The following is a 13,847-nucleotide window of genomic DNA, read 5'->3' as shown; positions in this document are numbered from 1 at the left end:
GAGCTGACTACAATCCCTACCCTTCAACGTTAAACCCTATTCCATCTTTATTTGTTAACAGGAACCCTATGAGCGAGGTTGCGACCAGCGTTAACCCCGGGCTTACCCAGCCCCTGCTGGCAAAGCGCACTTCACGCCGCTGGTTGTTCAGCGCCGCGCTCACCACAGCCATCGTCGCACTACCGGTTCTCTCTGTTATATTCCTGGCCTTCTTCCCTGAAGAGAATATTTGGCCACACCTGCTGGACACCACACTCCCCCGCTATCTTGTAACAACAATTAAACTCATGGCCGGAGTAGGTGCCATTACTCTGGTCATCGGCCTTTCAACCGCCTGGGCCGTCACCATGTGCGAATTCCCGGGGCGCAAGTTCTTTGAATGGGCCATGCTGCTGCCGTTTGCCGTGCCTGCGTACGTTATTGCCTATGTTTACACCAGCCTTCTGGATTATGCTGGCCCCGTACAAGGTGCTCTGAGAGATATCTTTGGCTGGACCAACGCCGCGGATTACTGGTTCCCCGAAATCCGCAGCCTCGAAGGCGCCACCTTGATGATCGGCCTTGTGCTTTACCCATACGTTTACCTTCTTGCCCGCGCCGCCTTTCTGGAACAGTCGCCCTCCTTGTTTGCTGTTAGCCGCAGCCTTGGCCACTCAGCGCTGAGCACGTTTTTCAAAGTGGTATTACCCATCGCCCGCCCTGCCGTTGCTGTTGGCCTGTCACTGGTATTGATGGAAACACTGAACGATTTTGGCACCGTCGACTTCTTTGCGGTTCAAACACTGACAGCAGGCCTGTTTGACACCTGGATGAACCTGGGCAACCTGGGCGGTGCCGCGCAGATAGCCACCACCATGCTCATCTTTGTTGTGATTCTGGTCACCCTTGAACGCTATTCCCGCCGGCGCCAGCAACAGTTCGCAGCGCGAGACAACCGCGACCCTATCCGCCGTTTCACCATGTCATTCCCCCGACAACTGATATGCGTAGCCGTTTGCGCTGTGCCAGTAGTGCTCGGCTTTGTCATTCCCGGGGTCACACTTGGTGTTTATGCCTGGGAGTATTTTGGTGAAAGCTGGAACCCGGATTTTGTACGCAACACCTTTAACAGTCTGTTCCTTTCGGGAACTGCGGCCCTGACCACCCTCCTGATCGGCGTTACTCTTGCTTACAGCCGCAGGCTCCACAACACCCGTGGTATGCAGGTGCTCATGCGCCTCTCAAGCCTGGGATACGCCATGCCGGGGGCAGTACTGGCAGTAGGTGTGATTGTACCCCTGGCGGGCTTTGACAACTGGCTGGACAGCCTGATGCGGGATTACTTCGGTGTGAGCACCGGCCTGCTGCTGAGCGGCTCAGCCTTCGCTATTGTGTTTGCGTATACCGTGCGCTTCCTGGCGGTGTCTGCCGGCAGTGTGGAAAGTGCTCTGCAGAAGATTACCCCGAGCATGGACATGGCCTCGCGGTCACTGGGCAACAGCCCAGGCAAAACATTGGTAAAAGTGCACCTGCCCATGCTACGCGGAACCCTTATAACCGCTGCACTGGTGGTGTTTGTGGACTGCATGAAAGAGTTGCCGGCCACCCTGATACTCCGGCCATTTAACTTTGAAACACTGGCTACTTACGTGTATCAGTTTGCCTCTGATGAGCGCCTGTACCACAGCGCCCTACCTGCCCTGATTATTGTATTGGCCGGCATTATTCCAATCATTCTGATGAGCCGGTCCATCTCCAATACCCGCTCTATGGCCTGATACACCTCAAAGCTGCGGTGTTACTTTTGAGCGGGCATCCTGAACCACAAACCTGCCCTGAAACACCGCCACCGGATCACCCTTGGGCAAAGGGTTCGGTTTGCCGCAGAACACTTCTGTGGTCAAATCCAGACGCCCCTTACCATGCCTTGCCAGACTCCTCCTGAAACGCTCGGGAATTTCATCCCCTGGCAAGCGACAAATGGCGTAGAAATCAGTGGTCACTGGCTCAAGGTAATCAATACTTCCTGTCTGCACCACCACATTTCCCTTCAACCCAAGATCGGCCAGCGCAAGCTCCGTGAGGCTCCAGGCTGCCGTTACGGCCACCGAATAAACACTACCGCCAAAACCGGTACCCTGGTGATTGATGTTAGGTGCAAGCGGTGCACTGAGAAGCAACGAACTGCCATCCCATGAATGCAGTTCAATGCCCAGGGCGCGGGAAAGTGGAATTTCCTCATGGATGCGCCGTTGGAATGCGGAAAGCTGAGCCATAACCCCCTCCTGATGTGAGTTAATTCTATGCCCGCCATTCGCCTTTCCCAATGCGACCAATGTCGGTTCCAAAACGCATCAGGCCCAGCGCGAGCCGGGCCTGATTTGAAAACAAAACGGATTATGCGTTACTGCCAAACTACCTTCTTCTTTTGCGCATACCATTCGTTTACTTTGCCTTCGTAAGTGTCTTCCACCACGTTCCGCTTCAGCTTCAGCGTTGGTGTCAGGAAGCTGTTTTCGATACTCCACTCATCGCTAACAATAATAACGAAGGCCAATTGCTCATGGGGATCCACAGTTTTGTTCACCCTTTCAACCAGCTCCGTTAATTCTTCCTCAAGCTCCTTACGCACGCTCGGATCGCCAAGCTTGGGCCTGATGCCTTCCGCCAACTGAATCATGGCAAAGGGCTGGGTCTGGTTGGCACCAGACACACAAACCAATTCGATAGACTGATTTGCCATCAACTTGTTTTCAATAGGCGCAGGGGCGATGTACTTACCCTTACTGGTCTTGAAGATTTCCTTCATCCGGCCAGTGATTTTCAGGCGGCCCATCTCGTCGATTTCGCCCTTATCGCCGGTTTTCAGGTAGCCGTCTTCGGTAAAGACACCTTTGGTTTGTTCCTCATCCTTGTAGTAGCCCATCATAGTTGCCGGGCTTTTGATCAGGATTTCACCCGCGGGGCTAATCTTGGTGTCTACTCCTGGCATGGACTCGCCCACATAACCAGTACGGGAACGCCCTGGCTTGTTGATATGGGAATAGGCAAAGTTCTCCGACATGCCATAACCCTCCAGCAACTCCAGGCCGAGGTTGCGATACCAATCCAGCACATCACCGGCCAGCGGAGCAGACCCACTACCAGCCAGCTTGACCTTATCGAGGCCCAGCCCCTTGAGAACTTTCTTTTTGATCAGCTTGCTTACCACAGGAATCTTCAGCAGCTTGTTAAGCTTCTTCTGCGGGAGCTTCTGCAGAACACCTTGCTGGAACCGCACCCACAGCCGTGGCACTGAAAGGAACAGTGTTGGCTGCGCCCGCTTCATGTCGTCAACAAACGTGTCGAGAGATTCTGCAAAAAACAGATGAAAGCCTGCATACAACGACGCCAGCTCCACAAACGTACGCTCAAACACGTGCGCCAGCGGCAAGTAAGACAGCATGCGCTCATTGGCACCAACCTGCAGAACCTCCATGCCACCTTCGGCTGCAAATGCCATATTACGGAAGCTCAACATCACGCCTTTAGGCTTTCCGGTGCTGCCCGAGGTGTAAACAATGGTTGCCAGCTCGTCTGCATCGCGCTGAACCTTCTCTTCAAGAGGCGGATACTTGGCAACAATGTCATCCCAGGTTTCAAAGTCGTTGGGGGGGCTCAGGGGGAAAGAAATACAGCGAACAGATTCAGGAACGCCCGGTTTCATCATATCCCAGTCGTCCAGTTTGCCTACGAACAGAACATCGCATTCGGCGTGGTTCAGTACGTAGTTGACTGTGTCTGCGTTGAGCGTTGGATACAAAGGCACGGAAATATGGCCAGCCATCCAGATCGCCCAATCGGTCATAATCCAGTGCGCGCAGTTTTTGGAAATCAGGCCTACGCGGCTTTTCTCTGGCAGGTTCAGAGATTTCAGATAAGACGCCATGCGACGTGCTTCATCAACGGCCCTCCCCCATGTGTACTCCACCACCTTGCCATCACCGATGGGCTGAGTCATATAAAGGGAATTCGACTTGGCAGCCTCCCAGTGATAGACCATATCCAGCGGAAGCTTATTTTTTGTTTGCATGGATTTTCCTTGCTTTCGTTATTTGATTTATAAGGGCATTATTTAGACTTTAGTAGGGTATTTCAACACATTATGGCCAGCCAAAGCGTGACTTAGGCCAACTGAAGAGAAACTCAATCAGGTATATCGGATCAGGCGCCCACCACGTTAACATGCTCTGGTGTCCCGTTGGTGGGGCTGTGTTAAACTCTCGCACCTTAATAACCACATATAACGAAAAAATACCTCGGAGATGGGCATATGGCCAAGAAAACCCTGCGCACCCTGCTGGGCGCGTCATTAATGGCACTGGCAAGTCTTTCACAGGCTGCAGAGCCTCGTGTTGTCGCTATTACGCAAATTGTAGAGCACCCTGCTCTCGATGCCGTTCACCAGGGTGTTAAAGATGAACTGGCTGCACAGGGTTTTATTGAAGGTGAAAACCTGAAACTCATGCACGAAAGCGCCCAAGGTAACTCCGCTATCGCCTCCCAGATTGCCCGTAAATTTGTGGGCGATAACACCGACGTGATTGTGGCCATCGCAACGCCCTCCGCACAAACCGTTGCAGCAGCTGCCCGCAATATTCCGGTAGTGTTTGCAGCCGTAACAGACCCGGTAGGCGCTAAACTCGTAAAAACTGCTGAAGAACCCGGCGCGAACATAACCGGCGTAAGCGATATGTTGCCGATCGACAAGCACATCGACATGCTGCTGCGCATGGTTCCGAATGCCAAGCGCATCGGCACCGTATATAACCCCGGTGAAGCCAACGCAGTATCTCTTATTGAACTGCTTGAAGAGCGCCTTGAAGCCCGCGGCCTGACTCTGGTTAAAGGTGCTGCCACCAAGACCTCCGAAGTGCTCGGTGCAGCGCGCTCCCTGGTAGGCAAAGCCGATGCTATTTACCTGACCACAGACAACACTGTGATCAGCGCTGCTGAGGCAGTTATCTCAGTAGGCGAACGCGCCAAGATCCCTGTATTTGCAGCCGATACAGCCACCGTTGCCCGTGGCGCTGTTGCCGCACTGGGTTTTGATTACTACGACCACGGTCGTCAGGCCGGCGTTATGGTTGTGCGCATCCTTAACGGTGAAAAGCCAGCTGGCATGCCGGTAGAAACCATGGAAAAGCTCAACCTGTTTGTAAACCCCGAAGCTGGTGAGCGCATGGGCATCACCCTGCCAGACGACGTACTCGCAGAAGCTGCTGAAGTGATTAGTAGTGGCAAGTAACACCTGACTTACACGGGCGGGTTCTGTATAAAGGGCCCGCCCGTTTTTCTTCCACAGTGAATCTTTCCCATGCTCAGTGAAATTGCATTTTACGGCGCAGTCGAAACTGGCCTTATTTATGGTCTGGTTGCGTTCGGTATCTACCTCTCTTTTCGTGTACTCGATTTCCCGGATCTGACCGTTGACGGCAGCTTCCCCCTTGGCGCTGCTGTTGCAGCCGTCCTTATTATGGAAGGCTGGAACCCGTGGCTGGCAACCGGTTCTGCGGTTCTTGCCGGCATGGCCGCCGGTGCGGTCACTGCGATACTCAACGTAAAACTGAACATCCTGAACCTGCTGGCATCCATCCTCACAATGATTGCCCTCTACTCCATTAACCTGCGGGTAATGGGGCGGCCAAACATAGCGCTGCTAGGTGAAGAAACCGTACTCACCCCGTGGTACTCGCTGGACATCGCTTACCATCAGGTGCCGGTATTGCTGTTTGCGATCGTGATTGTTGTCGCCCTTATTCTGCTCTGGCGCTTCATGAAATCTGAAACCGGCCTGGCCATGCGCGCCACCGGAGCTAACCCCAGAATGGCCCGTGCCCAAGGCATTGCCACAGGCGCCATGATCATTCTCGGCGTTGCCGTTTCCAACGGCCTGGTTGGCCTGGCGGGTGCCCTGTTTGCCCAGAGCCAAGGCGCAGCAGATGTAACCATGGGCGTTGGTGTAATTGTTATTGGCCTGGCCTCGCTGATTGGTGGTGAAGCGGTTATCACCCCATCAACCGTTGTACGCGCCCTGATTGCCTGCGTAGTTGGCGCCATCATCTACCGCCTGGCCATTGCCTTTGCCCTGAACGCCGACTTCCTCGGCCTGCAGGCGCAAGATTTGAACCTGATTACCGCTGTGCTGGTTACCTTGGCGATTGTACTGCCTGGGGTTCGCACTTCTCTGGTAAACAAACTCACCAGCAAAAAGGCCTGAGGAGGCACTATGATCAGCGCAACCGATCTCCGGCTTACCTTTGGCAAGGGCACTCCATTGGAGAACCCTGCACTGCGAGGCATGAGCCTGACCGTGAATCAGGGTGAATTTGTTACCGTGATTGGCAGTAACGGCGCCGGCAAGTCCACCTTCCTGAACGCTCTGGCAGGTGAAACCCTGGTCGATAGCGGCACTATCGTGGTCGACAACGTAAATGTTACCAAACTGCCAACCCATAAACGGGCGGGCCGGGTAGCACGGGTATTTCAGGACCCACTCGCAGGCACCTGCGAAGGCCTTAGCATTGAAGAAAACCTCTCGCTTGCCATAAAGCGTGGCCAGCGCCGCGGCTTGAGTACCGCCGTTAAACGGCAGTACATGGACAAATTCCGGGAAAGCCTCTCCTCTTTGAACCTTGGGCTGGAAAACCGCCTTGGCGACAAAATGGGCCTACTCTCCGGTGGCCAACGCCAGGCCGTAAGCCTGTTGATGGCAAGTCTTACTCCATCCGCCATTCTGTTGCTGGATGAGCACACCGCAGCACTGGACCCGAAAACCGCTGCTTTTGTACTGGAACTCACTACCAAGATCATCAACGAGCAAAAGCTGACAGCTCTGATGGTCACCCACAGCATGAAGCAGGCGCTGGAAGTGGGCACCCGCACAGTCATGCTGCATCAGGGCCAGGTGGTGTTTGATATTGCAGGCAAAGACCGGGAAGGCCTGGAAGTGAAGGATCTTCTGGAACTGTTTGAAAAACAGCGCGGGCTAACGGTAGACGACGACAGTTTACTGCTCGGTTAACAAAAAAGCGGGAGCCTGAAGCTCCCGCTTTTTTGTTACTGCACCAACCCTTAGTGACCGTAGATACGCATCGACGTATTTGTAATCGCAAGGTCATCCACAAAAATACTGCCTATGGACTGCTGGCCAACAATCAGTTCATTGATCCCGATATCCGCCCGGAACGACGGCATCTCAATCGCCAAAGACGACCAACCGTTAGAGAACCGAGCGCCTTCGTAGATATAAAGATCCACCTCAGCAAACAGATCCAACGGACTGGGGAAAGAGCGATCGTAATCGGCACCGGTGATTTGCATGCCACGCACACCAATCGCCAGGAATGGCACATCAAACTCCATGGTCTCAATCGCGAAAGCTGTTCTGAAGCGCATCACATCGGTTGCTGTATCAATGTGAATAGAGCCACGCCCCATCAAGCCCTCCGCAAAAAAGTTGCCAATCAGATCGGTGGAATTATTACTTCCGTCTGTGGCAGCCAGATACCAGGCACCTGTGGTGATACGAAAATCCACCGCAGCAAAGTTTGTTGGCACGATATTAATCGCAGCATCGCCATCCGCAAGCACATCAATATCAATCCGGATATTGTCCAACCGATCTGTACCGGTTGGCCCGGCAATCCCGCCGAACCCGAAGAAATCCGTGCGCTCGGCACCGCCAATACTGATGTTTTCGATAGCCAGCGCACCTTCATCGAAATAAAGGAAGCGGCCGATATCGATTTTCGTTTCAAGTTCAATACTTACGCCCGCCTGCCCCGTGATGTTACCCATCATGGAATCATCCAGGCGCTGTATGTCAGCCATGGCTGCAGGTGTAACCCCCGCAATACACAGCGCTAGCAATGTAGGTTTCAGGCCTTTCATTGTTCTTTTCCTTTTTATAGTCGTTACCACATCCTGTGGGCCACTACGGTTTTCGACGCCACATCACTACTTTAGCGACACATACAATCTGAATACGTGCAGGAGTCACAAACAGTGTGTATTTACTAAGTAAAACAACCGCTCTAGAGCATTTTTTGATCACAACATGTAGTAATTTCGATTTTTAGAGCCCAAGCGACGGATTTACTGAACTTTTATTTCTTGCAAGCCATTTCCCATTGATTTTCTTTGCGAGAAGTCACATCTCAATAGCCCCACTTAAATTCACAAACCACTATATCCTGTTATACTCACCCCACAACAAGCCCATATATAGGGCAAACCACTTCACACCAAACCTGCGCAAAAGCAAGCGTACTAGCGGCCAAAGCCCCTAAAGCAGCCGCTTCCCGGGTGTAGTTATCAGGTACCGGAGCACTATTACAGGCTCTCCCGAGCACCACATATAGTGTTTTAGCGGCAAAACATAAATGCCGCGCAAAAATCAAGAGCACAAGCGCAGGTTTAGCAAGGTTTTACAGGGATATGGCACCGCCGAAAGGGTGTCATCGACAGACAACAGACATTATTAAAGATCGAGGGTGGCAATGAACGCTAAGGCTAAGGCAGAGGCAGTGGTTACAACGATTCCGATGCAGGAAACGTCGCTAGACATCTGGAGCAGCAAGTACCAGCTTAAAACCAAAACCGGCGAACCTGTAGACAAGGACATCGACGCCACATATCACCGCGTTGCGGTTGCCCTGTCTCAGGTAGAGAACAAAAATGTTCGCGCCGAGCAGATGAAAAACTTTGCCTGGGCTCTTAAAAACGGTGCCATTCCTGCAGGCCGGATTACCTCCAACGCCGGTGCCGAAGCACACAAGCCTGCAACCTCCACCATCAACTGCACCGTATCTGGCTCCGTTCAGGATTCCATGAACGACATCCTGGAGAAAAACCACGAAGCAGGCCTCACCCTCAAGGCAGGCTGTGGTATCGGTTATGAGTTCTCTACCCTGCGCCCGAAAGGTGCTTACGTTGCCGGCGCCGGTGCAACTACATCCGGCCCGCTGTCGTTCATGGATATCTTCGACCGCATGTGCTTCACCGTGTCTTCTGCCGGTGGCCGTCGCGGCGCGCAAATGGCAACCTTCGACGTTCACCACCCGGACGTAATCGATTTCATCCAGGCCAAGCGGGAAGATGGCCGCCTGCGCCAGTTCAACCTGTCCCTGCTTATCACTGAAGACTTCATTGAAGCGGTTCGCAACGACAGCGACTGGCACCTCTCATTCCCGGTAACCGAGAAAGAAGTAGCAGAAGAAGGCCTGGACCTGACCGACCCAAGCCAGTTCGTATACCGCGACTTCCCGATACTGGATGGCTATGTGGTTAACGATGAAGGCAAGGTGGCGTGCCGCATTTACCGCACCCTGAAAGCCCAGTTCATCTGGGACACCATCATGACCTCTACCTACGATTACGCAGAGCCCGGCTTCATCCTGATCGACAAGGTCAACCAGATGAACAACAACTGGTTCTGTGAAGACATCCGCGCCACCAACCCCTGTGGCGAGCAGCCCCTGCCCCCTTACGGCAGTTGCCTGCTGGGTTCTGTGAACCTGACCAAATTTGTGGACTACCCGTTCACTGATAAAGCCAGCTTCAACTATGAAAAGTACCGCAAGGTTGTGGGCATATTCACCCGCATGCTGGACAACGTAGTAGAAATCAACGGCCTGCCATTGGCCGAACAGCGCCACGAAATCACCTACAAGCGCCGCCACGGCATGGGCATTCTGGGCCTGGGCTCAACCCTTGCCATGCTGCGCATGCCGTACGGCTCTGATGAATCCGTACAGTTCACAGAAGACGTTGTGCGTGAAATGGCCGTAGAAGGCTGGCGTCAGTCGCTGGCACTGGCCGAAGAGAAAGGCGCTGCGCCAATCATGGACGACGACTTTGAAATTACCCCGAAAATGATGGGTAAAAACCCGCAACTGGCCAAAGATGGCCACAAAATCAGCGACAAGCTTAAAGGCCGCGTACTGCACGCCAAGTACAGCCGCTACATGCAGGAAATCGCCAAGGTTGAGCCAGAGCTGGTTGAAAAGCTGGCTGAGAAAGGTGGCCGCTTTACCCATCACACCTCCATTGCACCTACTGGCACCATCAGCCTGTCCCTGGCCAACAACGCCAGTAACGGCATTGAGCCAAGCTTCTCGCACCATTACGCCCGTAACGTAATCCGCGAAGGCCGTAAGACCAAAGAAAAAGTCGACGTATTCTCCTTCGAGCTGCTGGCCTACCGCCACCTGGTAAACCCCGGTGCCATGCCCTTCTCAGACGAAGAAGACAAAAAACTGCCCAGCTACTTCACCACGGCAGATGATGTAAGCCCGGCACAGCACGTAGACATCCAGGCCGCCGCACAGAAGTGGGTAGATTCGTCGATCTCCAAAACCGCGAACGTGCCGACCGACTTTGAATATCAGGAATTCAAAAACATTTACCTCTACGCCTACGACATGGGCCTGAAAGGTTGCACCACCTTCCGCTTTAACCCGGAAGCCTTCCAGGGCGTACTGGTAAAAGAGAAAGACCTTGAAAACACCCTCTACGAGTTCACCCTCGACGACGGCAGCAAAGTAGAGCTGAAAGGCAACGAACAGGTAGAGTACGACGGCGAAATGCACACCGCCGCCAACCTGTTTGACGCGCTTAAAGAAGGCACCTACGGAAAGTATTGATCCGGAACACCGACACAGGACATAGAGACATGACAGTTAAAATCAGCAATAAAATCGTCGGCTACCGGGTAAAGAAAGCCGACACAGATGCAGCCAGCCCACAGCCGGCAGCACAGCCAGAAACCTCACTGGTACAAATGAACGAGTACATCGAGCGGCCAGAGTTTCTTGTAGGCACCACCTACAAGATCAAACCGCCCGTGGCCGAGCACGCGATGTACATCACCATTAACGACATCATATTGAACGAAGACACAGACCACGAAAGCCGTCAGCCGTACGAAGTGTTCATCAACTCCAAATCCATGGAGCACTTCCAGTGGGTAATCGCCCTCACCCGCGTAATCTCTGCGGTATTCCGCAAAGGCGGCGACCTGACGTTCCTGGTTGAAGAACTGCGCTCGGTATACGACCCCAACGGCGGCTACTTCAAAAAGGGCGGCGTATTCATGCCCTCCCTGGTGGCAGAAATTGGTGCGGTAATCGAGAAGCACCTGAAGGCCGTAGGCCTAATGGAAAGCGAGGAAATGAGCGAAACCACCAAGCGCATCCTCGCCGAAAAGCGTGCAGAGTTTGAAGCCAATAACGCCAAGGCAACCAACGATGACAAGGCTGGCGACTTCCCACCCAATGCCACCATGTGCGGCAAGTGCAGCACCAAGGCGGTGATTGTGATGGATGGTTGCGCGACTTGTTTGTCTTGCGGGGATAGTAAGTGCGGTTGAGGTAACTCGATAGCGAGAGAAACAGGAAGGCCCGGGTTAACGCTTCGGGCCTTTTTTTGTGCCCTCACCTACCGCAGCCTTGTAATCGCGTGACCGCTTCGTTATTGCGAGGTGATATTACGGAATTTCATTGCAGCGCGGTTGTAATTGTTTGGTTTTAGGCTAGTTTTGTGAGTAGCTTGCTTAGGAAGCACGTAATCGCGATGCCTGAAATGTGGAAGTCACGATATTGAATAACGAAGAATGCGGTCTAATACGCTGTTAAGTGCTAGGGCAAACCATGAAGCCAACGAAGGAGCAACACCGAAAATTCGGACGATTCCATCTCGTTGATCCCGACGAGCTTGAGGGCATGGATGAGTTTGCTGAGTGGCTAGAGGCGCTGCTCCACAATCCCTGTTCCGTGTGGGAAGAAGATGGAGACGAGTTTCTCATAGAAATTCGCAAACTTGTGGCAAGGGTCAACGGGCTGAAAATTGAGATCTACTCGAATGAGCATCCACCACCGCATTTTCATGTAAAGTCCCCCAATGTGGACGCCAGCTTCTCTATCGAGTCGTGTGAGAAGTTAGAGGGAAATATCGAATCCCAGGACTACCGAAAAATTCGGTTCTGGCATAAAAAGGCGAAACCGCTCTTGATCAAAGCATGGGATGAATCCAGGCCGACGGAGTGCACAGTCGGGCCATATAAAGGCACTTAACCAGTGCAGGCACGGCGACGCCCACTACATTGCGCCTTCGGCTCCACTCCGTAGGCGCGCATGCTGCAAGCGTTAAAAGATAAGGATAGACCTCATGGATGAGTTGGTAGTTGTCGTTCTGGATGCCTTAATCGGCGGTATGGTTTTGTGGTTTTCCGCAAAAATCACATCTTTGGATTTAGCTTTGAGTGAAACCGTAATTGCAGCGGGTGGAGCTGCCGCCGTACTCAGCGTTATATTTCAGGAGTGAATTACGAATGAGTAAACAAGTAGTAAAGGTTACGACAATAATTATTAGTTACTTGTTTGGGTTGTTAGTATCAGTTAGCGGATCCTTTTATATTTTACTCCACTCGGGTGGACACGGTGGCGGTAAAGCAATGTGGTACGATCTAATGTTAATACCGGGGATATACATTGCCGTCTTAGCTCCCCCATTTGGCGTTTTTTTAGCTATTTCTCTATATACTCTAATAATTGGAAGTCTAATATATTTGCCATTTAAGTTTATTTTTAGATGGTAGCATGTTGTGTGCATGGATTTTTTTCTGTAATTTCTATATTTTTATGCGAAAAATAACAAGTTTATAAAACATCGTTTCGACCACAAAAATACGTGGCCTACACTGGACGCGCTAAGATACGCGCGCCGTTTATAAAGGCGTTAAGCATCAACAAGATCAGGGTGGCATTGTGAAGCCAGCGGAAAAAATTAAAACCCAAAAGATTGTCGATAAGATCGAAGCTGGCAATTTTGATGAAAACGATATTGACAACCTTTTCATGAAGCTGCGCGCTTATTCCTCTGATCACAGGGTCTTCAGAGAGATAGCCGACTTCGTAGCTCACAATGATAGTCGGGACAGAGGGCTGGCAAACCAGGCTCTTGAAACCATGTATCTTAGTATGAGGTTTTTCCTAGAATATAATTCATCCAAAAAGACATTGGATTTATCACGGCCGTTTCCGCTTTGGATTAAACGCTTGATGATATTTCAGGTTGAAAAATGCGGAGAAGAAATTCTAAAGGAAAAATTCAACGTAACTGCATCTCGGTTAAAAAGCAGAATAGAAAACAGCTTTAAAATCGATAAAAAGGAGAAAATAGCTCAGTATAAAGACGGTAAGCTATCGGAAAATACTTTCGAAGCAATTCAGTACGTAATGAGCTTCATCAGTGGCAATGCTGCTTTTACCCAAGATCAACTGATCGACGAGTTGGTAGGCGTCCTCGGAGCTAATCGCTTACGATTTGACACCGACGTGATCCTTTCTCTATCGGACAAGATAACGCTGTGCACGCTTCTGCTTTTCCATCAGTCAGAGTTTGATATTCGGAGCCATAAAAAAGCGCAATGTGAAGTCGCTGCTGAAAAAAGCTCGATATCACACAATGCGCAGTTCGTCGACGTGAAGGGAAACCCAGTTGAGCACCATGAGACGTTCGGCACACTATCCGTTATGGGTACGGTCACGGTCAAAAGGGATGAACAGGACTTAGGAATCTCGCACTGTGTAATGTCTACAAATCTCGAAGTGGAGTCTTGGTGTGCAGAAAATCTTTTCCTTATAGAGCCTTTAAGCGATGAAGTGCCAAATCACATGTGTAAGCGCATTCGGCTAAACACCGATCTGGCAATTGACAAGGATTTCAAACTAGCAGCCGCAAATGCTTAACAAACGGCTGCACAGCGACCGATTTTCCGCCGCTTTGCGGCTCCAAACCGGCGCGGGAGCCGGGCGTTAAAACTAAAA

At 51.9% G+C, this 13,847-nt stretch carries 12 protein-coding genes; 9 read left to right on the top strand and 3 right to left on the bottom strand.

Going from position 1 to position 13,847, the window contains the following annotated elements:
• The first annotated feature begins 68 nt into the window (after positions 1–68).
• Positions 69–1,757 (top strand): ABC transporter permease, encoded by a 1,689-nt coding sequence (locus FFI61_RS13800; RefSeq protein WP_200205015.1) that lies wholly within the window; start codon positions 69–71, stop codon positions 1,755–1,757.
• Positions 1,758–1,763: 6 nt separating this feature from the next.
• On the opposite strand, the gene FFI61_RS13795 is transcribed toward FFI61_RS13800, so the two are convergent.
• Positions 1,764–2,255, bottom strand: a complete 492-nt coding sequence (locus FFI61_RS13795) for a thioesterase domain-containing protein (RefSeq protein WP_200205016.1) — start codon at positions 2,253–2,255, stop codon at positions 1,764–1,766.
• 128 nt (positions 2,256–2,383) lie between these two features.
• A complete protein-coding gene (locus FFI61_RS13790; RefSeq protein WP_200205017.1) occupies positions 2,384–4,051 on the bottom strand; it encodes an AMP-binding protein in 1,668 nt (555 codons plus the stop codon).
• A 240-nt stretch (positions 4,052–4,291) separates the two neighbouring features.
• Here FFI61_RS13790 and FFI61_RS13785 point away from each other — a divergent pair, with 240 nt between their 5' ends.
• From FFI61_RS13785 to FFI61_RS13775, 3 genes are all read left to right on the top strand, one after another.
• Positions 4,292–5,266, top strand: coding sequence for an ABC transporter substrate-binding protein (locus tag FFI61_RS13785; protein WP_200371169.1), 975 nt, complete (start codon positions 4,292–4,294; stop codon positions 5,264–5,266).
• 69 nt (positions 5,267–5,335) lie between these two features.
• Positions 5,336–6,238 (top strand): ABC transporter permease, encoded by a 903-nt coding sequence (locus FFI61_RS13780; RefSeq protein ID WP_200205019.1) that lies wholly within the window; start codon positions 5,336–5,338, stop codon positions 6,236–6,238.
• A 9-nt stretch (positions 6,239–6,247) separates the two neighbouring features.
• Positions 6,248–7,042 (top strand): ABC transporter ATP-binding protein, encoded by a 795-nt coding sequence (locus FFI61_RS13775; RefSeq protein WP_200205020.1) that lies wholly within the window; start codon positions 6,248–6,250, stop codon positions 7,040–7,042.
• A 50-nt stretch (positions 7,043–7,092) separates the two neighbouring features.
• Here FFI61_RS13775 and FFI61_RS13770 read toward each other — a convergent pair whose 3' ends face one another.
• Positions 7,093–7,911, bottom strand: coding sequence for a DUF6160 family protein (locus tag FFI61_RS13770; RefSeq protein WP_200371167.1), 819 nt, complete (start codon positions 7,909–7,911; stop codon positions 7,093–7,095).
• A gap of 608 nt (positions 7,912–8,519) precedes the next feature.
• Between FFI61_RS13770 and FFI61_RS13765 the strand changes: the two genes are divergently transcribed.
• The 5 genes from FFI61_RS13765 (at position 8,520) to FFI61_RS13745 (ending at position 13,769) form a co-directional block, all read left to right on the top strand.
• Complete coding sequence (locus FFI61_RS13765) at positions 8,520–10,664, top strand: adenosylcobalamin-dependent ribonucleoside-diphosphate reductase (RefSeq protein ID WP_227714933.1); 2,145 nt, start codon at positions 8,520–8,522, stop codon at positions 10,662–10,664.
• Positions 10,665–10,693: 29 nt separating this feature from the next.
• Positions 10,694–11,389, top strand: a complete 696-nt coding sequence (locus FFI61_RS13760) for an NrdJb (RefSeq protein WP_200371165.1) — start codon at positions 10,694–10,696, stop codon at positions 11,387–11,389.
• A gap of 280 nt (positions 11,390–11,669) precedes the next feature.
• The gene (locus tag FFI61_RS13755; RefSeq protein WP_200371163.1) at positions 11,670–12,092 is read left to right on the top strand and encodes a DUF4160 domain-containing protein; all 423 of its coding nucleotides are present in this window, start codon (positions 11,670–11,672) and stop codon (positions 12,090–12,092) included.
• Between the two features lie 94 nt (positions 12,093–12,186).
• Complete coding sequence (locus FFI61_RS13750) at positions 12,187–12,342, top strand: hypothetical protein (protein WP_200371161.1); 156 nt, start codon at positions 12,187–12,189, stop codon at positions 12,340–12,342.
• A gap of 443 nt (positions 12,343–12,785) precedes the next feature.
• The gene (locus FFI61_RS13745) at positions 12,786–13,769 is read left to right on the top strand and encodes a hypothetical protein (RefSeq protein ID WP_200371160.1); all 984 of its coding nucleotides are present in this window, start codon (positions 12,786–12,788) and stop codon (positions 13,767–13,769) included.
• Positions 13,770–13,847: the final 78 nt, after the last annotated feature.

It is taken from the genome of Marinobacter sp. DY40_1A1, from assembly GCF_016597815.1.
In the GTDB taxonomy this organism is placed as follows: Bacteria; Pseudomonadota; Gammaproteobacteria; order Pseudomonadales; family Oleiphilaceae; genus Marinobacter; species Marinobacter xiaoshiensis.
This window is presented reverse-complemented; position numbering and strand designations above follow the sequence as displayed.

Bases quoted from the DNA above. Each gene is read 5' to 3' on its own strand.
- FFI61_RS13760 (WP_200371165.1), top strand. From the start codon at position 10,694: ATGACAGTTAAAATCAGCAATAAAATCGTCGGCTACCGGGTAAAGAAA.
- FFI61_RS13775 (WP_200205020.1), top strand. From the start codon at position 6,248: ATGATCAGCGCAACCGATCTCCGGCTTACCTTTGGCAAGGGCACTCCA.
- FFI61_RS13790 (WP_200205017.1), bottom strand. From the start codon at position 4,051: ATGCAAACAAAAAATAAGCTTCCGCTGGATATGGTCTATCACTGGGAG.
- FFI61_RS13785 (WP_200371169.1), top strand. From the start codon at position 4,292: ATGGCCAAGAAAACCCTGCGCACCCTGCTGGGCGCGTCATTAATGGCA.
- FFI61_RS13750 (WP_200371161.1), top strand. From the start codon at position 12,187: ATGGATGAGTTGGTAGTTGTCGTTCTGGATGCCTTAATCGGCGGTATG.
- FFI61_RS13755 (WP_200371163.1), top strand. From the start codon at position 11,670: ATGAAGCCAACGAAGGAGCAACACCGAAAATTCGGACGATTCCATCTC.
- FFI61_RS13765 (WP_227714933.1), top strand. From the start codon at position 8,520: ATGAACGCTAAGGCTAAGGCAGAGGCAGTGGTTACAACGATTCCGATG.
- FFI61_RS13780 (WP_200205019.1), top strand. From the start codon at position 5,336: ATGCTCAGTGAAATTGCATTTTACGGCGCAGTCGAAACTGGCCTTATT.
- FFI61_RS13795 (WP_200205016.1), bottom strand. From the start codon at position 2,255: ATGGCTCAGCTTTCCGCATTCCAACGGCGCATCCATGAGGAAATTCCA.
- FFI61_RS13800 (WP_200205015.1), top strand. From the start codon at position 69: ATGAGCGAGGTTGCGACCAGCGTTAACCCCGGGCTTACCCAGCCCCTG.
- FFI61_RS13770 (WP_200371167.1), bottom strand. From the start codon at position 7,911: ATGAAAGGCCTGAAACCTACATTGCTAGCGCTGTGTATTGCGGGGGTT.